This window comes from Pedobacter sp. T50_32, from assembly GCF_057652195.1.
This window is the reverse complement of the sequence record NZ_JBYFBY010000001.1, coordinates 1,079,292-1,098,758: the sequence shown is the minus strand read 5'-3', so window position 1 is coordinate 1,098,758 and position 19,467 is coordinate 1,079,292. Positions and strand designations below refer to the sequence as shown.

Sequence of the window (19,467 nt, the reverse complement as noted above, 5' to 3'; positions counted from 1 at the left end):
AAACGCATTTTTAAAACCCTAACCGATAATAAGTAATACGTTATAAAAATTACATGGTGTAGTATTATTGTTGTATGCAAGGCCTACTTGCATACAACAATTTCCTGTTAAAGATTAGGGTTACGATCTCGCTCTGCTTGTGGTATTGGGAACAATAACTTCGCCGGCGTTACATTATAGTTTAAAAGATTTCCATTGCCATCTCGCTGTGCGTTCATTACTGTAACAGCACGGTTTGTACGCACTAAATCAAACCAACGGTGACCTTCGAAAGCAAGCTCTAACCTACGCTCTTTTTCAATTGCTAAACGCATCGCTGCCTGCGTATTTGCAGGTGTTCCGCCTAAGCTAACACGTCCTCGAATTTCATCTACCAAAGTTTTGGCAGCCGTCCAACCTGTAGCAGTAAGCTCGTTTAAAGCTTCGGCTTTTAACAATTTTATATCTGCCAAACGAATGATATAAGAATTAGCCAAATCATCATTTCGGTATTTATTGATGAAAGGATAATTGTTTTTGTTCCAATAATCATCAGACCAACCTTCGGTAGATACGTTCTTGAATGATATGCTCGAAGCTTTGCGGATCACATCACCTTCGGCATCAAAAGCCGCAACCAAATCGTTTGTTGGTGTACAGAAACGTTTCCAACCTGAACCAACAATTACGCCCGTCATCCAGTTACCTCTGCCTTTTGGGCCACCCCAACCATCGTATTGCATTTCCCAGATAGACTCTGAGTTGTTTTTATGTGCACCGTCAAATAAATGGTCGAAATTGCTTACCGGAGCATAACCTCCTGCAATTACTGCATCAGCGTACTGATTTACTTTAGTCCAATCTGGGTTGGGGATAGAAGCATAAACTTTTGCCAATAAGGCGTTTACTACACCTTTGGTAATGATACCTTTGTTAGGAGCCGTAGTACGTACGTTCGGTAAAGCTTCTTCCAAATCTTTAATGATTTGTGTGTACACCTGATCTACAGTAGAGCGAGGTTGTTGCATTTCCTGTAAAGTAGTTGGCGTTTTTAAAATCAAAGGTACACTACCCCATAAGCGCACTAAATGGAAGTAAAAGTAGGCTCTTAATGTTTTTGCTTCGCCTATCATTTGCGCTCTTCTATCGCCGGCATCTAAGGCAGCGTCTTGAATATTTGCAACATTTTCTATTACCTCATTTGCATTTTTGATGTTCGAATATAATCCGCCCCAATCACGTCCTACGTTGCCGTTAGTCGCATCTGTAGTAAATAGATCAATTTGAATATTTGCAGGATTATCACCACCAGCGTAGGCATTGTCTGAAGTTACATCGCCATTAATCATGTAATCCCAAATGTGGTAATCGTTATACATGCTACCATAAACACCTGCCATTAATCGCTCTGCACCATCTGCATCTGTAATCTGAGTAACCTGATTAAATGGTTGCTTATCTAGAAAATCTTTTTTACAGCTATGCAAACTGAATGTCGCTGCTGCAATTGCTACTAAAGTTAATTTATTTAGTTTCATCTCTTTAATTCTTAAAATCCAACATTAACACCGAACAACAAACTTCTAGATTGAGGGTAAGTTCCAAAATCAACTCCCATAGCTGGGCCATTTGCCGAATTCATATTCACCTCTGGATCTAAACCAGAATATTTGGTAAACGTTAACAAGTTAAAGCCACTAGCAAATAGTGTAAGTTTATTCATTTTTAACTTTTGCAAAGCAGCAGAGCTGAAACTGTAAGATATCGTTGCTGTTTTTAAACGTAGGTAAGAAGCATTTTCTACAAATCGGCTAGATGTAAGAGAGTTTTCTACACCTGCTCGCGATACTTTCGGAACATTAGTGATTTGACCAGGAGCCGTCCATCTGTCTAACACTACTACCGATTGATTTTTCGAATCGAACATTCCTTCTAAATCAATTCTGGTAGCATTAAATAATTGGTTGCCCTGAACACCTTGAAAGAATAAATTCAAGTTCCAGTTACCATAAGTTAAATTGTTGGTTACACCGTAGGTAAACTTAGGCTGCGCAGAACCAATAAATGTTCGATCTTCTGTATCTCTAATCCCATTATTATTTAGGTCGGCATATTGCGCTGCACCGGTAGCAGGATCAACACCCGTAAACACATATCCATAAAAACTACCAAGAGGTCTACCTGGAACGATACGCACTGCAGCATCACGTTGATCGATACCTGCAAAGTCTAATGATTTAGTATCATTACCTAAACTTACTACCTTGTTTCTATTAATAGAGAAGTTTAAATCTGTAGTCCATTTCAACTTTTCACGGTCTACGTTCTTGGTTGACAATACGAACTCTAAACCTTTATTTTCTATTGAACCTACATTATAAGCTTGGCTACCAAAACCCGAAGATGGGCTTAACTGTACGTTAACCAATAAATCGTTAGTCCTCTTTAAATATGCATCGGCAGTAAATGTTAACCTGCTGTTGAACATTGTTAAATCTAAACCAATGTTGGTCTGCGTGGTTTGCTCCCATTTTAATTCTCTATTTTCTGGGTTTTGTAGTGTATACTCCCCTTGAGCATTAATGCTGTACAATTTCATGTAAGCGTAATCTCCAATTCCTTCATCGTTACCTACTTTACCCCAGCTACCGCGAAGTTTCAAATCATCAATGGTTTTGATGTCTTTCATGAAATCCTCTGCCGAAATTCTCCAACCTGCAGAGAAAGAAGGGAAATAACCAAAACGATTGTCTTTGGCAAATCTCGATGATCCATCTGCCCTAAAGTTCGAGCTAAACAAATACTTGTTGTCGAAGGCGTAGGTAACACGAGCTAGGTAAGATTGTTTTGTCCATTGTGCTCGTTGTGGAATAGTTAACAGTACAGATGGTTCAATTGGATTACCCGAAGTATCGAAGAAACGATTTCTTTCAGAGTTATTGTATTTCCAATCCGATCCCTGCAAGGTATAACCAGCTGTGGCGGTAAAAGCATGTTTATCTACATTTTTGGTATAGTTTAAGATATTTTCGTTTAACCACACGTTATCTCTGGTTTCGTTTGCACGTTCTACCCCACGCTCTTGACGACCGTACGTAGTTAGAAAGTTATCAGTATAGTAGCTGTAATCGTTTCTGTTAACGTTGGTACTGATACTTGATTTGAAATATAAATCTTTGGTGATATTGGCCTGAGCAGAGAAAGCTCCTATAAATCTCAAGTTTTTAGTTTTATTATCGTTACCAAAGGCCAATGCCAAAGGGTTATCCCAGCCACCTGCGTTTGGAATAGTGGTATATTGTCCGTTTGGTGCAAAAATGCCGATGGTAGGTGGTGTTGTTAATGCACCCAAGATCACGCCTCCACGAGAAACACTGCTATTATCGCCAACATCTACAGATCTGCTAGAAGTTAATACTGCATTACCAGTTAATTTTAACCATGTGGTGATGTTTTGCGATCCGTTAAAATTAGCCGTAACTCGGTTCAATTCTGCAGGGGCTACAACCCCTTTATCGCGTTGATATCCTGCTGAGAAATAGTACTGACCGCCCTTTACGCCACCAGAAATAGAAGCTTGATATTGGTTTTGTGTACCTGTACCAAAAGTTTCTTTTTGCCAATCCGTGTTCATGTCGCCGCCAAAAGTGGTATAGCCAAGTTCAGTCATTAAAGAGATGTACTGATCTCTGTTTAACACATCTTGGCTACGCCAGAAATTAGAGAAGCCAGTAAACGCATTAAAACCAATTTGTAGTTTATTAGCCGAACCTTTTTTAGTGGTGATTAAAACTACACCATTTGCACCACTAGAACCATAAATTGCTGCCGCAGATGCATCTTTAAGGATGGTCATCGTTTCTATATCGTTGGCGTTAAGGAAACTTGCATCGCGAGAAACAACACCATCAATAACATAAAGCGGACTATTAGACGCCGTGATAGACGTGTTACCACGAATACTTACCGCCACACCAGCGCCAGGTTTACCCGACTGCGATGTTACCTGAACACCCGCTGCCCTGCCTTGTATAGCTTGTAAAGGGTTGGTAATAGGTTGGTTTTCTAATTCTTTAGAAGATACGGATACTACAGCCGTAGTTAAATCCTTCTTCATTGTAGTTCCATAACCCACCACCACAACTTCGTTCAGCTTGTTGTCCTCTTCAGAAAGTGTAATGTTAATAGTTGTTCTACTGCTGATAGGTTCTTCAATAGTTTTAAAACCTATGAATGAAAAAGTAAGCACAGCATCTGCATTAGCCTTTAATCTAAAAGTACCATTAGATTCTGTTGATGCACCAGTGTTGGTACCTTTTACTCTCACTGAAACCCCTGGAAGGGGCAAACCTTTTTGATCTTTTACTTGACCGGAAATGGTGACCTCCTGCCCCATGACGTAACTCATGAAACTAAAAAGTAATACCGTAAGTAAGGTAATTTTTTTGTTCATATTTAATACAGTTAATATTTAGCAATGGTAAAGTTAAAGCGATTACAACTTTAAAAGCAAATAAAAAATTACATAAATAATTGATAAACAAATACTTACAATGTTTTTGATACGCTAAAACACCGCAACGCAAAACTGTAGTTCATATTGATTTACAGTACGTAATGCTACAATAAGTAGAATTGATCTTAGTAGCCCGATACGCTTCAGCACCGTGAGCATTTTTTTTTGATTTTTTCTGCTGGAGAGTGGATTTTCCGCAATTAATCTAACACGAGGAGGCTCCAACCGTTTTTGTTTGCCTTTTTTAGGATCGATTTTCGTTCTTCCATTACGGCTTTAATGCGTGTGCCGTAAGTCCAACAAGTACTTTGCCTAATATTTAAAAGCTCAGAAAGCTTGTGTGAGGATATTTTTCCTTTGGTAGAATATACCAAAAACACAATGTAGAATGCTTTGTTGATAGGTATTCGGGTATTTTGAAAAATAGTGTAGCTCGTTACCGACTCGTCGTAATCGCATTTGCTACAACGCCTGCTATACGGCGTATGTCCAGCAAAGTAATGCGCATTTTTACATTTTTTGCAGGCATAACCGTTCTTCCATTTCAGCTCTGCTAAAAAGCGGTCACAACTTTCTTTGTCGGGGTAAATCTTGCTAAACTCCTCAAAGTCAACATCGGCAGACATTACCCTAGCTATCGAGATTTTCTCTACATTGGTTTGCAGCTCTTGGTTATCCTGTTCCAAAAGCACGTTCATCCTAGAAATTTCTTCTGCCTGCTGTTTAAGTTGTTCATTGGCTTTCACCAGCTCGTCATTTTGCGCTTCAATAATCATCGATTTATTGAAAACCTCCTTTGTGCGCTCCTGCACCTGTGCCTCCAGCTCTTGGTTTAATTTATCCTTTAGCTTCGCATTTACGCTCATCTGTTGGATCATTTGTCGCTGTGCTTTATCTTTTTTCTTCTTTAAAATGCGAACCTTATCGCCAATAGCAAAAGACAGGAAGATCATTTCTAGCACAAAACAAAAGCTTAAACTATAATAGGTAATCACACCAAAATTCAACCAAGATATGCCTAACATGATTAGGAATTTCAGCGTGAATCCGAAGAACAGGAAGCTATATCCCAACACGAAGAAACGGGCCGGTTGATAACCTTTTCTAAAAATATAAATACCGGTAAAAAATGCTACGGTAAGCGGTACGAATTCTATAAACTTGTAACTAAATAACTCTTGATCAAATAGTAAACAGTAAATAAAAAATACAGATCTTACCAAAATAACACTGATAATCAATTTATCGATTTTTGGTGCTTTAGCTTTTACGAAAAGTAGCTCTCGAGTAAAAAGCAAGGCAAAAACGCTGGTTGCGTAGAGAAAAACCGCATAAGCAATCTGATTCCAGTTAGGTGCATTTGGCCATAGGTATTGATAAGCGATACCGTCTGAGCTCATCTCAAACAAGCCTACACTTAAATTATACAGTACATAAAATAAGTATTGTTTTTGCCTAATGGCGATATACATGATCAGGTTGTAGAAACTGAAGACCAAAATCATCCCGTAGAATATACCGAAGTAGAAATATTCGTCTAAAGCATACGCTATGAACCAATTTACAGAACGCAATACGATAATTACGTCGGCTATTTGCGATGATTGGATTTTGAAATAGTAGATACGAACTTCATTATCATCATTATCGAGGTAAAATTCGAAGTTTTTGTGCATCAGTTTTCGATCTTTAAACCTTAGCCGATCGCCCAATTGCTCAACTTGGTAAGAACCATCGCTTTGAGGGACATAGACCGTCAAATGGTCGATAGTCTGATCAAAAAACTCCAACAGAAATTTGTTGCTCGCCTCGGCGTTGTGCCTAATTTTTACTCGATACCAGTAAACGGTGTTGAAATTAGAAGTTTGCGGTGTACTCTTTACACTCGGTTTGAAACGCTGTTCAAAAGCAGCGCTACTTATCTGCTCGAAAGTAAACTGGCGTTTACTATCTACTAAAACTTCAATTTCGGAAAAGTTGAAAATATGCTGATCAATACCATCATTTACGTTAACAACCTTTTGCGCTGACGAAGGTATGTAGCAAATAATTAGAAGTAAAAGATAGAAGCACGAGATTATTCTAACCATATTTTTAGGAAGCATGGCAAAAATACGCAAAGTATCCTTGCCTACTCCAATATCGGTTAAAATTACATTTCTGTTATGGCTATTTACAAGCTACCTTTTCAAAAACTATTGGATTGCTAAAATCAACCCGCTTTAAATCTTTGAATTGCATTTTTCCATCCCTTTCCTCTACTTCTCCAAAACCTTCTAAAAATTGATTCCCTTTTCTAAGAAACACCACTTGTCTAACCGATTGTTTTCCTTCAGAATTAAAGGTGTAATTGGCCACCAAAGTATCTCCACGCATCTCACCTTCGATACTACCCATGTTACGATCTTTCTCGAACCATTTGTACTGAAGCTCGCCAGTAGAAACGATACCCGTAGTTATTAAGGTAAGCTTTGCTGTATCTCTGTCTTTAACGTAGGTGTAACAGGATTGCTCTTCTAATGGAATGGTACCTGATGTATCTGTTTTCTCTTTTTCTCCGGTAATTCTAGTTCTTTGCTGACAGGCAAACAAACATACTGTCAACAATGATAAGCAAATGATTCTCATGTTTTTTACCACTTATAGTTTTGAATAACAGAACATCAAAACTTCAAAAATGTTTCAGTAACAGTTTTAATTACCATCTACCCTTAAAATAGAGCCATTTTCTAAACTATCATCATAATCCATTTCAAATATTTTTGCCCCAACTGTTGCTGCATCATTCAAAGCACCATCTTCTTTCAAAGCAATAAATCGCTCAATATCTTTAAAACTGTTTTTATCGCTTTGGCGAATTTCCGACTGCATATCGGTATCTACCACTCCAGGTGCTATTGCCAATGTTTTCACACCATTTTGTACTTCAGCTTGTTCTACAGCAATTGTTTGCGTAAGCATATTTATGGCCGCTTTAGTGCTACAATAGGCGGCCCAGCCAAAGTAAGGCTTCAATGCTGCGCCAGAAGTAATATTAATAATCGACTTTTTAGCAGTCCAGCTTTCTAAGTATTTAATAAAAATCGAACTTAAAATAAAAGGTACGGTTGTATTCAATCTAATAGTTTTTTCTATTGTATCTATATCAATTTTATCCAAAGGATCGATTTTACCCAGCGTACCAGCATTATTAATTAGGGTAATTTTACTCACTTTGTCTTTAGCCAATAATTTCAAAACTTTATTCAGTTCTGCTTCTATCAAGTCGGTTCGCGTTAAATCTAGCTCAATTTGCGTTACACCATTCTTGCTCAGTTCGGCGTTTACCGTTCTCGATATTGAGAAAACTCTAGTACCATTCGCTAGATAGGCGTTTATAATCCCTTTACCAATCCCCTTGCTTCCTCCTGTAATAATTAATACTTCTTCCATTAACGTGGTAATTTATCTCTAATTAAACCATAAAACCAAGTACCAGTTATGGCACTTAATAAAGTAACAACAATTACCGTAGCTCCGTTTCCAATTTGTGCAAATAACGGTCCCGGGCAAGCACCCGTGAGCGCCCAACCAAATCCAAATAGCAAACCGCCATAAATTTGTCCTTTGTTAAACTGCTTAGGCTGTATCACGATCGGTTCGCCACTTAGTGCTTTTATCTTGAACTTTTTAATTATCCAAACCGAAAGCATACCTACCACAACTGCGCTTCCTATAACTCCGTACATGTGAAATGACTGCAATCTGAACATTTCTTGAATGCGGAACCAACTTATAATTTCGGCTTTTACAAAAACGATTCCGAACAATGTGCCAACCAACAAATATTTAAGGTTAGCAAGATTAAAACTTCTCTGTTCCATAACTTAAAGAGCTAAAATAAGTGGCAACAATAGATTAGCGGCCAAAAATCCACCCACCATAAAACAAATAGTAGCAACTAAAGATGGCCATTGTAGGTTAGACAGCCCCATTATGGCATGACCACTGGTGCAGCCGCCAGCGTACCGCGTACCGAAGCCCACCAAAAAACCACCAAATATCATAATCAGGAAGCCTTTCATCGAAAAGAGTGAAGACCAATTCATAATTTCTATCGGCACTAAATTGGAATAATCAACTATCCCATAGCCAGCAAGCTCGTCAGCCAATTTTTCATTTACTTGTAACGGTTGTGGATTTGCCAACAACCATGAAGCTAGCACACCCCCGACGAAAATTCCAAAAACAAAAAATAAGTTCCAGGCTTCCTTTCGCCAATCGTATTTAAAGAAAGAGATATTGGCTGGGATACAAGCAGCACAGATATGCCTTAAAGATGAACTTATACCGAAGGACTTATTTCCCAAAAGTAAAAGTGCAGGCACAGTGAGCCCAATCAATGGTCCGGCAATGTACCAAGGCCAAGGTTGCTTAAAAAAATCTAACATATATGATGTATTTCTATCAAAGTTAGAAAATCACCATCAAACAGCTATTCTCTTTTTAATAATAAAACTTCGTCGTTTTCAACTAAAGTATAGCCATACTCATAACAAAATACATAAACGCTGCCCGTTGGCGCAAGGTAATAGTGCGTATGGTAGTCGAAATCGAAACCCTTTTTGCTGAGGCTTTCTTTGCTGACCCTAGCCCTTCCATTATCGATTTCTTCCCGTAAAAACTTTCTGTTTCGGTTTAAAATTTGGTTAATCCTTCTGATAGATTCACCATCTTCACTCTTACGTTTATTATTGTAGTTGTTCCTACATTGGTCATCACAAAACTTTTTATCTGCACGCCCTTTAATCTGGGAATGGCAGTCTAAGCAAAATCGATTCATAGGTTTATTATCGGTTTGTACCTACTAAAACTACAAATAAATTTCATTTTAAAAGAACTGGAGCCAGTTTATCCGATAATAAACGTTTATAAATGGTTATTATCCGACTATATTTTTTTGTGATAAACGACTTTTGTTGAAGATAGTCTCAAACTATTGTTTAAGGATTAGATTAAGAAGTATAATCGTAGTAAACGCTAAAATTTTAGTAATTAACGTTTTAAATCCAAAAAACTTTTCATTTACCTATGAATAGGCAGTTTACTAAAATAGTAGCTGCCTTTTTTTATTTCTAATTAGCTTAGTTCTAGTCAATAAAAATTAATCGATTGATTACGTAAGTTTAAAAAATATTATAACTTTGAAAAACCCACTACTAATTGTATTTTTTACACTAAGGGGATTTTTAATCAAAACAAGTATAAAATGAGTTTAATTTTCGATGTCCACGCAAGACAAATCCTCGATTCGAGAGGCAATCCTACTATTGAAGTAGAAGTAATGACAGAAAATGGTTTTATGGGCCGTGCAGCTGTTCCATCTGGAGCAAGTACGGGTCAGTATGAAGCTGTTGAATTACGCGATGGAGATAAAAAAACATACTTAGGCAAGGGTGTTTTAAAAGCAGTAGAAAACGTAAATACTAAAATTGCACAAGCTTTGCAAGGTGTTGATGTTTTTAACCAAAAACTGATTGACAAATTGATGATAGACCTAGATGGTACCGAAAACAAAGGTAACCTAGGAGCTAACGCTATACTAGGTGTTTCATTGGCAGTGGCTAAAGCCGCGGCACAAGAAAGCCGTCAGCCTTTATATCGCTATGTGGGTGGCGTAAATGCAAATACATTACCAATCCCGATGATGAACATCATTAACGGTGGTTCTCACTCTGATGCCCCTATCGCATTCCAAGAGTTTATGATCATGCCTGTTGGCGCACCTTCTTTCTCTGAGGCTTTACGTTGGGGAACAGAAGTTTTTCATAGCTTAAAAGCAATTTTACACGATAGAGGTTTATCTACTGCAGTGGGTGACGAAGGTGGTTTCGCTCCAACTTTTGATGGTACTGAAGATGCAATTGAAACTGTATTGAAAGCGATTGAAAAAGCGGGCTACAAGCCAGGTTCAGAAATTTGTTTAGCGTTAGATTGCGCAGCTTCTGAGTTTTACAAAGACGGAAAATACGACTATACTAAATTTGAAGGTGCTACAGGCGTAATTCGTTCTAGTGAAGAGCAAGCGCAGTACTTAGCAGACTTAACAGTTAAATATCCAATCATTTCTATTGAAGATGGTATGGACGAGAACGACTGGGATGGCTGGAAAAGCTTAACTGACAAAGTTGGTGCAACCGTACAATTAGTAGGTGATGATTTATTTGTAACTAACGTTAAGCGCTTACAACAAGGCATCGATACCAATACTGCAAACTCAATCTTAGTAAAAGTAAACCAAATTGGTTCTTTAACTGAAACTATTGATGCGGTAAGCTTAGCACAAACCAACGGTTACACTTCTGTAATGAGCCACCGTTCTGGCGAAACTGAAGATGTTACTATTGCTGACTTAGCGGTAGCATTAAACTGTGGTCAAATCAAAACTGGTTCAGCTTCGCGTTCAGATAGGATTGCAAAATACAATCAGTTGTTGCGTATTGAAGAAGAATTAGGTGAAGCTGCAAAGTTCATCGGTAAAAACTTCAAGTTTGCGAAAAAATAAAAAATCAGACACCATTACGGTGTTGATAAGTTAATAAATACATTTGTAGAACATCCGAAGATTTAAAACCTTCGGATGTTTTTTTATATTTACACGTCATTTCGAGGCACCAAGCAATGACGATTTTCAAAACCCATGAAGCGATTAATAGATCTTTTCCGCAATAAATATTTTCTGGCTATCGCTGCATTTGGCGTATGGATGCTGTTTTTCGATAAAAACGACATTATTGCACAATATGAATACAGTGCTCAGGTGAAGAAATTGCAACAAGAAAAAGATTTCTACACCAAAGAAATTGCTTCGGTAAAGAAAGATTTAAAAGAATTGGATAGCAACTTAAACAGTGCCGAAAAGTTTGCTCGCGAAAAATATTTCATGAAAAAAGCAAACGAAGATGTTTTTGTTGTTGTAAGGGAAGAGGAAAAAAAATAGTTTCTTTTTATTATTTTAGTTGGATATAAATTCATCAAATGAGGAAAACCCTTCTTGTCATTTTCCTTTTTCTAGCATCATTCTCGTTAACATCTTACGGGCAAGAACTTCCCAATCTTAAAAATGTTAAGCTAAACAAAAAGGCAAGCTACAAACATGCCGAACCGACTATTTTAAAAGTGGTTGATTATCTTTTTCAAACCCCAATTAACAAGAAAAATAAATCTAGAAATAATGCTGGCCAATTTTTGGTAGACTGGATGAATGGCACACCAGATTATATTTTTTATATGGAAGAGCGGGAAACCAGTTTCTTCAATACAGATTCTGATTTGTTGTTGATGTACATGGCTGCGTTAACTAAATTTTCGCTGGAAAACCCTACAATAAAAGAAAAGCAAGAACAGGCCTTAGGAGCGATGAATTTATTGCTGCCCTACTTGTACCAGCAAAGCGATAAAAAAACTTGGACGAAAGAGTTATGGCAACTTTATGATGCTTCGAAGAATGGAAAATTGAAAGAGTTTGTTTATCCATAATGTCTGAAGCTGTTTCTCACTACGTCATTGCGAGGCACGAAGCAATCTTACAACATTATGAGTTATTACAAGCGCTTTAGGATTGCTTCGTGCCTCGCAATGACGGCTTGTTAAACTTAATACCCAAACCTCGGCAGTGCCAACTTATAACGCACTACGATAATTCTTAATGTTACAATAAAAGTGATGACTATAATTTTAGCAATGTCGGCTTTAAGGTTCATCTCTAATAATCCGAAGTACAGAATGCCACCAGCAATGCAAGCAGTAGCATAAATTTCCTTTCTAAAAATCAGCGGAATTGTATTGAGCAAGGTATCTCGAATAATACCCCCGAAGCAACCAGTAATGGTACCCAAAGCAACACAGATACCAGGCTCTAAACCAAACACTATTCCTTTTTGTACACCAACCAAGGTAAACAAACCTAGACCTAGCGAGTCGAAGAGAAAAAGGGTTACTTTAAACTTTTTAATTTGATGCTTGAAGAATAGCGTAAGAATAGATGTGACCAAAATTAAAAGACAGTAATTAACATCTCGCATCCAAGCTACAGGAGTATCTCCTAAAAGCAAATCACGCACTGTACCACCACCAATAGAAGTTACAAAAGCAATAATTAGTACACCGAAAGGGTCTAAACGCTTTTGCACGGCCGCAAAAGTACCAGAAATAGCAAAGGAAATGGTTCCTAGTACCTCAATAATTTCGGTGGTGTTAACATCCATTATGCTTCGCCATTACGTTTTCTAAAGAACCATTCGATACTTAGCAATACTAAGATAGCAGCAAAAATCCATTTTAGATTAATCATTTCCTCGTACCGTCTGTCTTCGTAGGTAATCGTTTTTACCTGACCGCTCTTTTCCAAATCATCGGATATGCTTAATAAGTTAGCTGGCATATACATTTTACCCAGCGTTTGTTGCGCTATGGTATTTAATAATTGATGATTTGCTGTAGTTTGCTGATATTCTGTAATCACGGCGTTGATGTAGAACGCACCATTGGCGGTGTATTTCTTATCGCCTAAATTGGTAGAAGCTGTGTAAGTATAATTGCCTTGCGGCAAAGCACCAGCATCTAATTGATAAGCGTTCCCAACCTTTGAAAAAGTATAATTGTATGCTTTGCCCTCCGAGTTTTTGATTTGTATCTTTACTTCGGAAGCATTAACAGGCTCAAAAGCATCGTTATACAAAGTTGCGTTGAGCATCACATTTTCGTTCTCTTCGAAAGTGCTTTTACTTGTATAAACTTTGAACTTTCGCTTATCATCTTTTACGGAAAGATATTGTACCGTTTTTGAAATCAGCTCTGCTACCAAAGGATAAGCATTTTCATTTTTCGCTTCTTCCAGTTTCCACTTCCAAATCCCCTCTCCTATTAAGAAGCCAAACTTTTTACCATTGTCTTCCGCAAAAAACAACATTGGACTTTGCGTATTCACTTTTCCAATACGCTGATTGAGCACTGCAGTATGGCTGCCTTTAATCATCATATTAGCAAAAGGAATTTGCAGCGGGTCATAGCCTTCCAGTTGCTTTAATGCATCTGTATTTAAATTGTAAGCAGTAAAGTTGTTCTCATAATATGGAAATACATCTTGCAAACTACCATTTGGCCTAGTAAAATTTAACTGCGTTTGCGCTTGATTGAAACCTTGCAAATTAGTCTGTGCACCTACTACAAACCAGGTCGCTATTTTCTGCTGCTTTAACTTGTTAATTAAGGCAATCGCCGAATAATTTAAGGACGGCAATTGATATAAAACCACTAAACTAAATTTAGAGACGTCTACGCTTTCTAATTCTTCAGCGATGGATGTACTTACTTCGTAGTGCTTATTCAGTTCGATAGCCTGCTTAAATGTTGCTAAATCTGGATGTGGCCCAGCTGCAGCTAGCAATACTTTCTGCCTGCCGTCAATTATTTCTACAAAAATGGTTTGGCTGTTGTTTTTGGTAGTGATTTCGTTTTTAACTTTCGATACATTTACTGTATAACGATGAACTCCGACTTTGGTAGCTTTCAATTTGATTTGAGTATCTTTTACGAAACTAGCACTGCCAATATTTAGAGATTGTTCGGTTACTTGCTTACCGTTTTCTAATACAGATAGCCTGATGTTTTCGCCTTTACTTTCGAAAGCTTGCACCTGCACATCTAAAGTGAATTCATTATCGAGATAAACGATGTTGTTGTAATTCACATTGGCTACCAGCACATCTCGTTTCGGGATTGTATCGCCCATGGCAATGGTGTAAACCGGTGCTTTAATTTTATTGAGTTCGTAAATTGGGTTTCCTCCACGATTGAAAATTCCATCGCTAGCCATGATGATAGCACCGACATTTCTGTTCAGTAATTCGTCATTCAACTGACTGACCAATGCTGTTCCGTTACTAATTTGGTCGTTGCCGGTAAACGAAAAACCTTGCTTCACACTATCGCCGAAACTGTAAGTTTTTACTTCGTATCTCTCGCTCAGTTTATCTGCCAGCTGCTTTAAATCTTGTTGGTATTTTTTGGCATCAAATCCTGATGGTTGTATGGCTTTTACCGAAATAGAATTATCATTAGCAATAATAATCACAGGTTTTTCTGGTGTATGACTAATGCGACGAACCAGGGGTGCGAACAGTAAGAACGCTAAAATAGCAACGGCTAAAGTTCGAACCGCAGCTAATGTATTTCTTAATTTTTTGTCGAGATTTTTATTTGCGGCATACAAAACCCAAGCATAGGCAGCGCCTAAAGCCAAGCAGCCCAAAAGAGTTAGAATTGTAGCAAACGAAAAGAAACTAGCCATACGTGTAATTGTAAAGATGCTACAATAAGTTAAAAATTGAAAGTAAAACGTAAAAAGTCTGACCAATCTAAAAAACCAAACAACAATTCAACTAAACAACTAAAATTGTAAATTGCATACAACAAACTACCAAAATGAAATATTTAATCTACCTCATCTCATTTATTACAATGACCTTAACAGTAAGTGCACAAAAAGGCTTTAAGCAGCAACAACTAAAGTTTGAACGTGTAAGAACGGCTTATGACTTAAAATGGGCATCCTTAGAAAAGGATTTAGAAAAAGCTGGTTTTGGTAATGGCTTCGAAATGCTCATAAATGCTTACAAAGCCGAAGGGAAAGTAGAAATCTGGTTAAAAAATACTAAGCAAACTAAATTTACTCTTTTCAAAACTTACAATGCCTGCGCAAAATCTGGTACTTTGGGACCGAAAGTGGTTGAGGGTGATTTACAAACTCCTGAAGGTTTTTACAAAATCAATGTATTTAATCCGATGAGTTTGTACCATCTTTCTTTAGGCGTAGATTACCCTAATGCAATAGATAAAGCGAGAACTGGAAAGAATAGAAAAACAGGTGGAGACATCTACATTCATGGGGATTGTGTAACGATTGGTTGTATTCCTTTAACGGATGATAAAATTAGGGAGGTGTATGTTTTAGAGGTAGAAGCTAGAAATAATGGGCAAAAAGAAATTCCTGTGAATATTTTTCCTTTTAAGATGACTAAGGCAAATTTTGACAATTATGCTAAGCAATTCCCACAGCATATTGCTTTTTGGAATGCCTTGCAGCCTGGCTTCGATTATTTTGAGAAGAACAAGATGATGGCAAAAGTGACGCAGGTTGGTGGGAAGTATGTTATAAAGTAAATTACAATTTTGAAGTTATGTTTGATAAAAAGATAGATGAAGAAACATTATTTTTTGAAATATCGGGCGACGGAGATTCTATTAAAATAAGTTTAATTGGTTTTAGCCACCCTAATGCGGAACTAGACTGGGATAAAAATTGGGTGAAGGGATTTGTTGAAGTTAAAGCTGGCGCATTTTCTGGAGAATTTGACGCGGATTTAATGACGACTGATTTTGCTAGCTTTAGAAATGAACTGGAAGAGCTTTACAGCAAACTAACCGGTACTGCAACATTTTCAACTTTAGAAGACCAGGTCAATATTAAAATTATTGGAGATGGGATTGGACATTTAAAAGCAGAATGCTATGTTATGGACAGTCCCGGTTTAGGCAGCAAATTACAATTTGAAATAGATTTTGACCAAACTTATATCCCGAATGTAATAAGGCAAATTGAAAAAATCATTAATAGATTTCCTAAAACTGGGCAGCTTAATTAGGCAACAAACTTTTATTAAATAAGCCCGATTGTAATGGAAACAAATTCTTCCCGATTTCGGGATTAAAGAATTTGTTGTAATGGAAAGCGGGACTACAGAAGCTAAGAACTATTGGCTTTCGCTTTCAAATTTTAATAATCATAAAAAAGGTGCAAAGTTTAAGCTACAACCTAAACCTTACACCTTTTACCTAATACCTTATCCCTCTCTTATAGCATACCACCGCAAACAGAAAGTGTTTGTCCAGTTACGTAAGCGCTCATATCTGATGCCAAAAAGACGCATACATTGGCAATGTCTTCTGTTTCGCCAGCACGTTTCAATGGAATATCTTTTTCCCATCCAGCTACTACCGCAGGGTCTAACACCTCAGTCATTTCAGTTTTAATGAAACCTGGAGCAACCACGTTAGCACGGATATTACGAGAACCCAATTCTTTAGCTACCGATTTGGTGAAACCGATGATGCCTGCTTTTGAAGCCGCATAATTAGCCTGACCAGCATTTCCTTGCACACCAACAACAGAACTCATGTTAATGAAAACGCCTTTACGAGCTTTCATCATCACTTTAGAAGCAGCTTTGGTTACGTTAAAGATAGATTTCAGGTTTACGTTGATAACGTCATCCCAGTTTTCTTCGCTCATACGCATCAATAAACCGTCTTTTGTGATACCTGCGTTGTTCACTACGATATCCAAAGCACCGAAATCAGCAACGATATCGTTGATTAATTGCTCGGCTTCATCAAATTTCGAAGCATCAGAACGGTAACCTTTAACTTGTGTACCGAAAGCTTGTAATTCTTGCTCTAAAGCTTGTCCTTTTTCTACCGATGATAGATAAGTGAATGCTACTTTAGCGCCTTGTTTTGCAAATTCTTCTGCAATTTTTCTTCCTATTCCTTTTGATGCACCAGTGATTAGTGCTGTTTTTCCTTCTAGTAATTTCATTGAGAAATATGTATGGTTGTAATATTAATATCGTAAAGTTAACAAATTGTTCAATTGTTGTATTGTAAACTGAAAACTGCCAACTACACCGCTGGTTCCTGCTGACTTAAACAATGGAAACTGCCCAATCCCCAAATGATATCTACCGAGTTGATACCAACTACAGGTCTATCAGGGAAGCAACCCTGAATGATATCCAAAGCTTTTTCGTCGTTTACATCGTTAAAAATTGGCACAATTACCGCAGCATTGGCAATATAAAAATTAGCGTAAGATGCTGGCAAGCGAGTATCTTCGTAAATAACAGGCGAAGGCATTGGCAGCTCAACGATGTTCAACTTTCTCCCGTCTAGTAAAGTCATTTCTTTTAAACGCTCCAAGTTTTCTTTTAGCAGTAAATAGTTTTCATCTAACGGATTACTTTCTACCACCGTTAAAACAGTGTCTTCGTTTATAAAACGAGTGATGTCGTCAATGTGTCCATCAGTGTCATCGCCAACAATGCCATCTCCTACCCATAAAATCTGCTCAGCACCGTAAAACTCTTTCAAATAGGTTTCTATCTGCTCTCTGTTTAAATGCGGATTTCTATTTTCGTTCAGCAAGCAAGCTTCGCTAGTCAAAATCGTTCCTGCGCCGTTAAATTCTACCGAACCACCTTCCATTACAATTTCTGGCGTAAACAACGGTAAGTTAAAATGTTGCGCAATTTTCGTCGGCACTACATCGTCTAAATCGTAGGGAGGATATTTATCGCCCCAAGCATTGTAACCCCAATCTACTACCGCTTTTTCATTGCCTTTCACTACAAACGCAGGTCCGTGATCGCGGCACCAAGCATCGTTAGTTTCGTTAAAATAGAACTCTATCTGACTTAAATCAGCATCTACTTTTTCCAACTCGGCAGTAGCAAAAGCTTTCATTGCCTCATCTTTCACATTGATGCGAACCTTCTCGCCAGTAGCAACTAGCTTGATGAACTCGCAATAAGGTTGGTAAATGGTTTCGATTTTACCAGGCCAAGAAGCTTCTTTGTGCGGCCAGCTTAACCAAGTTGCTTCGTGCTTTGCCCACTCTGCTGGAAACGCATAGCCTTGTTTTTTTGGAGAATTATCAAACTCTGGTTGCTCAGAAGTTTTTATCACTTTAATTGACATTATATTTCGTTAAACAGTTCCTTCTATCCCGTACATACGAGACAGGACGACAGTAGTTAATCTTTTCGCTTTAAGCTTTAGGCTTTTACCTTTCGGCTTAGTCCTCGTCTATATACCTCTTCGTAATTGGCTGGTACGAATCAATTCTTCTATCTCTTAAGAATGGCCAGTGTTTACGGATATAATCACTTTGTTTCAAGTCAATATCTACCACAGTGGTTTCCTCTTTATCGTGAGATGCCAAGTACAATAATTTACCTTGAGCGTTGGTTGCAAAACTTCCGCCCCAGAATTTCATACGGCCTTCTTGCTCAAAACCTACACGGTTAACGCTAATTACCGGTAAGCCATTAGCCACCGAATGCGAACGTTGGATCGTCTGCCAAGCATTGTATTGGTCTTGATTGGTTTCTTCGTCTTGTGTAGTATCCCAACCAATTGCAGTTGGATAAAACATGATATCAGCACCCATTAACGCTGTTATACGAGACGCCTCTGGATACCACTGATCCCAACAAATCAGAATGCCAATAGTAGCAAACTTAGTTTTGAAAACTTTGTAACCTAAATCGCCTGGTGTGAAGTAAAATTTCTCGTAGTAAGCAGGATCATCGGGGATGTGCATTTTGCGATATTTACCTAAATAGCTACCATCTGCATCTAAAACTGCAGTAGTATTGTGGTATAAACCTTCTGCTCTTTTCTCGAACAACGAAGCAATAATCACCACACCCAATTCTTTAGCTACGGCTTGTAAAGCATCTGTTGATGGACCAGGGATTTTCTCCGCCAAATCGAAATTATCGTAATCTTCTACATCGCAGAAATATAGCGATGTAAAAAGCTCTTGCAAACATACAATTTGAGCACCTTTTGCAGCTGCCTCTCTCACTTGCGCAATCGCTTTATCTAAATTTTCTTGCTTATTGGCAGTGCAAGTCATTTGCACCATCCCTACTTTTACTTTGCTCATATTTTTAGATTTGAGTAATCCTAACCTTTTAACTTAAACCATTTTCGAGCCGCAAAGTTAGGCAAAAACGTCGATATTTTTCAGAAAAGCAAAGCTTGTACATGGCAATCCCGAAAACCGGGCTTTACGCTAAAATCTTTTTGTGTGCTGTTGCCGTCATTCCGAACGCAGAGAGAAATCTGTTACATAGAAGCAATTTACTTTG

Annotated in this window: 18 protein-coding genes; 5 read left to right on the top strand and 13 right to left on the bottom strand. The window is 37.9% G+C overall.

Annotated features, from left to right (window positions below; genetic code table 11):
- Nucleotides 1–107 precede the first annotated feature (107 nt).
- The 8 genes from AC23ME_RS04770 to AC23ME_RS04735 all read right to left on the bottom strand — a co-directional run bounded on the left by AC23ME_RS04770 (nucleotide 108) and on the right by AC23ME_RS04735 (nucleotide 9,317).
- Nucleotides 108–1,517 (bottom strand): RagB/SusD family nutrient uptake outer membrane protein, encoded by a 1,410-nt coding sequence (locus tag AC23ME_RS04770; RefSeq protein WP_487726600.1) that lies wholly within the window; start codon nucleotides 1,515–1,517, stop codon nucleotides 108–110.
- Between the two features lie 11 nt (nucleotides 1,518–1,528).
- Entirely contained in the window at nucleotides 1,529–4,432 is a 2,904-nt protein-coding gene (locus AC23ME_RS04765; protein ID WP_487726599.1) for a SusC/RagA family TonB-linked outer membrane protein, read from the bottom strand.
- Between the two features lie 263 nt (nucleotides 4,433–4,695).
- On the bottom strand, nucleotides 4,696–6,585 hold the full coding sequence (locus tag AC23ME_RS04760) for a 7TM diverse intracellular signaling domain-containing protein (protein ID WP_487726598.1): 1,890 nt from the start codon (nucleotides 6,583–6,585) through the stop codon (nucleotides 4,696–4,698).
- Between the two features lie 79 nt (nucleotides 6,586–6,664).
- Nucleotides 6,665–7,123 (bottom strand): hypothetical protein, encoded by a 459-nt coding sequence (locus tag AC23ME_RS04755; RefSeq protein WP_487726597.1) that lies wholly within the window; start codon nucleotides 7,121–7,123, stop codon nucleotides 6,665–6,667.
- Nucleotides 7,124–7,189: 66 nt separating this feature from the next.
- A complete protein-coding gene (locus AC23ME_RS04750) occupies nucleotides 7,190–7,927 on the bottom strand; it encodes a (S)-benzoin forming benzil reductase (protein ID WP_487726596.1) in 738 nt (245 codons plus the stop codon).
- Nucleotides 7,927–8,358, bottom strand: coding sequence for a DUF6691 family protein (locus AC23ME_RS04745; protein ID WP_487726595.1), 432 nt, complete (start codon nucleotides 8,356–8,358; stop codon nucleotides 7,927–7,929). Before AC23ME_RS04745 ends, AC23ME_RS04750 begins: the two co-directional genes overlap by 1 nt.
- A 3-nt stretch (nucleotides 8,359–8,361) precedes the next feature.
- Complete coding sequence (locus tag AC23ME_RS04740; RefSeq protein ID WP_487726594.1) at nucleotides 8,362–8,925, bottom strand: YeeE/YedE family protein; 564 nt, start codon at nucleotides 8,923–8,925, stop codon at nucleotides 8,362–8,364.
- A gap of 44 nt (nucleotides 8,926–8,969) precedes the next feature.
- On the bottom strand, nucleotides 8,970–9,317 hold the full coding sequence (locus tag AC23ME_RS04735; RefSeq protein WP_487726593.1) for a hypothetical protein: 348 nt from the start codon (nucleotides 9,315–9,317) through the stop codon (nucleotides 8,970–8,972).
- A 426-nt stretch (nucleotides 9,318–9,743) separates the two neighbouring features.
- Here AC23ME_RS04735 and eno point away from each other — a divergent pair, with 426 nt between their 5' ends.
- The 3 genes from eno (at nucleotide 9,744) to AC23ME_RS04720 (ending at nucleotide 12,013) form a co-directional block, all read left to right on the top strand.
- On the top strand, nucleotides 9,744–11,039 hold the full coding sequence (gene eno / locus AC23ME_RS04730; RefSeq protein ID WP_487726592.1) for a phosphopyruvate hydratase: 1,296 nt from the start codon (nucleotides 9,744–9,746) through the stop codon (nucleotides 11,037–11,039).
- 135 nt (nucleotides 11,040–11,174) lie between these two features.
- Nucleotides 11,175–11,474 carry an FtsB family cell division protein gene (locus tag AC23ME_RS04725; RefSeq protein WP_487726591.1) on the top strand — a complete coding sequence of 100 codons (300 nt, stop codon included), beginning with the start codon at nucleotides 11,175–11,177 and terminating at the stop codon, nucleotides 11,472–11,474.
- A 38-nt stretch (nucleotides 11,475–11,512) separates the two neighbouring features.
- Nucleotides 11,513–12,013: a hypothetical protein gene (locus AC23ME_RS04720; protein ID WP_487726590.1), complete on the top strand. Its 501-nt coding sequence runs from the start codon at nucleotides 11,513–11,515 to the stop codon at nucleotides 12,011–12,013.
- Nucleotides 12,014–12,129: 116 nt separating this feature from the next.
- Here AC23ME_RS04720 and AC23ME_RS04715 read toward each other — a convergent pair whose 3' ends face one another.
- Nucleotides 12,130–12,741, bottom strand: a complete 612-nt coding sequence (locus AC23ME_RS04715; RefSeq protein ID WP_487726589.1) for a trimeric intracellular cation channel family protein — start codon at nucleotides 12,739–12,741, stop codon at nucleotides 12,130–12,132.
- A complete protein-coding gene (locus AC23ME_RS04710; RefSeq protein ID WP_487726588.1) occupies nucleotides 12,741–14,825 on the bottom strand; it encodes a hypothetical protein in 2,085 nt (694 codons plus the stop codon). The genes AC23ME_RS04715 and AC23ME_RS04710 overlap by 1 nt, the downstream gene beginning before the upstream one ends.
- 134 nt (nucleotides 14,826–14,959) lie before the next feature.
- Here AC23ME_RS04710 and AC23ME_RS04705 point away from each other — a divergent pair, with 134 nt between their 5' ends.
- On the top strand, nucleotides 14,960–15,697 hold the full coding sequence (locus AC23ME_RS04705) for a L,D-transpeptidase family protein (RefSeq protein WP_487726587.1): 738 nt from the start codon (nucleotides 14,960–14,962) through the stop codon (nucleotides 15,695–15,697).
- 17 nt (nucleotides 15,698–15,714) lie between these two features.
- Nucleotides 15,715–16,179, top strand: a complete 465-nt coding sequence (locus tag AC23ME_RS04700; protein ID WP_487726586.1) for a WapI family immunity protein — start codon at nucleotides 15,715–15,717, stop codon at nucleotides 16,177–16,179.
- 209 nt (nucleotides 16,180–16,388) lie between these two features.
- Here AC23ME_RS04700 and fabG read toward each other — a convergent pair whose 3' ends face one another.
- The 3 genes from fabG to AC23ME_RS04685 all read right to left on the bottom strand — a co-directional run bounded on the left by fabG (nucleotide 16,389) and on the right by AC23ME_RS04685 (nucleotide 19,262).
- The gene (fabG, locus tag AC23ME_RS04695) at nucleotides 16,389–17,132 is read right to left on the bottom strand and encodes a 3-oxoacyl-[acyl-carrier-protein] reductase (RefSeq protein WP_308849582.1); all 744 of its coding nucleotides are present in this window, start codon (nucleotides 17,130–17,132) and stop codon (nucleotides 16,389–16,391) included.
- Nucleotides 17,133–17,215: 83 nt separating this feature from the next.
- Nucleotides 17,216–18,289 carry an agmatine deiminase family protein gene (locus AC23ME_RS04690; protein ID WP_487726585.1) on the bottom strand — a complete coding sequence of 358 codons (1,074 nt, stop codon included), beginning with the start codon at nucleotides 18,287–18,289 and terminating at the stop codon, nucleotides 17,216–17,218.
- 97 nt (nucleotides 18,290–18,386) lie between these two features.
- Complete coding sequence (locus AC23ME_RS04685; RefSeq protein WP_487726584.1) at nucleotides 18,387–19,262, bottom strand: carbon-nitrogen hydrolase; 876 nt, start codon at nucleotides 19,260–19,262, stop codon at nucleotides 18,387–18,389.
- Between the last annotated feature and the right edge of the window lie 205 nt (nucleotides 19,263–19,467).

Coding starts and splice junctions, on each gene's coding strand:
- eno (WP_487726592.1), top strand. CDS start 9,744: ATGAGTTTAATTTTCGATGTCCACGCAAGACAAATCCTCGATTCGAGA.
- AC23ME_RS04690 (WP_487726585.1), bottom strand. CDS start 18,289: ATGTCAATTAAAGTGATAAAAACTTCTGAGCAACCAGAGTTTGATAAT.
- AC23ME_RS04735 (WP_487726593.1), bottom strand. CDS start 9,317: ATGAATCGATTTTGCTTAGACTGCCATTCCCAGATTAAAGGGCGTGCA.
- AC23ME_RS04720 (WP_487726590.1), top strand. CDS start 11,513: ATGAGGAAAACCCTTCTTGTCATTTTCCTTTTTCTAGCATCATTCTCG.
- AC23ME_RS04725 (WP_487726591.1), top strand. CDS start 11,175: ATGAAGCGATTAATAGATCTTTTCCGCAATAAATATTTTCTGGCTATC.
- AC23ME_RS04700 (WP_487726586.1), top strand. CDS start 15,715: ATGTTTGATAAAAAGATAGATGAAGAAACATTATTTTTTGAAATATCG.
- fabG (WP_308849582.1), bottom strand. CDS start 17,132: ATGAAATTACTAGAAGGAAAAACAGCACTAATCACTGGTGCATCAAAA.
- AC23ME_RS04740 (WP_487726594.1), bottom strand. CDS start 8,925: ATGTTAGATTTTTTTAAGCAACCTTGGCCTTGGTACATTGCCGGACCA.
- AC23ME_RS04765 (WP_487726599.1), bottom strand. CDS start 4,432: ATGAACAAAAAAATTACCTTACTTACGGTATTACTTTTTAGTTTCATG.
- AC23ME_RS04710 (WP_487726588.1), bottom strand. CDS start 14,825: ATGGCTAGTTTCTTTTCGTTTGCTACAATTCTAACTCTTTTGGGCTGC.
- AC23ME_RS04755 (WP_487726597.1), bottom strand. CDS start 7,123: ATGAGAATCATTTGCTTATCATTGTTGACAGTATGTTTGTTTGCCTGT.
- AC23ME_RS04745 (WP_487726595.1), bottom strand. CDS start 8,358: ATGGAACAGAGAAGTTTTAATCTTGCTAACCTTAAATATTTGTTGGTT.
- AC23ME_RS04685 (WP_487726584.1), bottom strand. CDS start 19,262: ATGAGCAAAGTAAAAGTAGGGATGGTGCAAATGACTTGCACTGCCAAT.
- AC23ME_RS04715 (WP_487726589.1), bottom strand. CDS start 12,741: ATGGATGTTAACACCACCGAAATTATTGAGGTACTAGGAACCATTTCC.
- AC23ME_RS04770 (WP_487726600.1), bottom strand. CDS start 1,517: ATGAAACTAAATAAATTAACTTTAGTAGCAATTGCAGCAGCGACATTC.
- AC23ME_RS04750 (WP_487726596.1), bottom strand. CDS start 7,927: ATGGAAGAAGTATTAATTATTACAGGAGGAAGCAAGGGGATTGGTAAA.
- AC23ME_RS04705 (WP_487726587.1), top strand. CDS start 14,960: ATGAAATATTTAATCTACCTCATCTCATTTATTACAATGACCTTAACA.
- AC23ME_RS04760 (WP_487726598.1), bottom strand. CDS start 6,585: ATGGTTAGAATAATCTCGTGCTTCTATCTTTTACTTCTAATTATTTGC.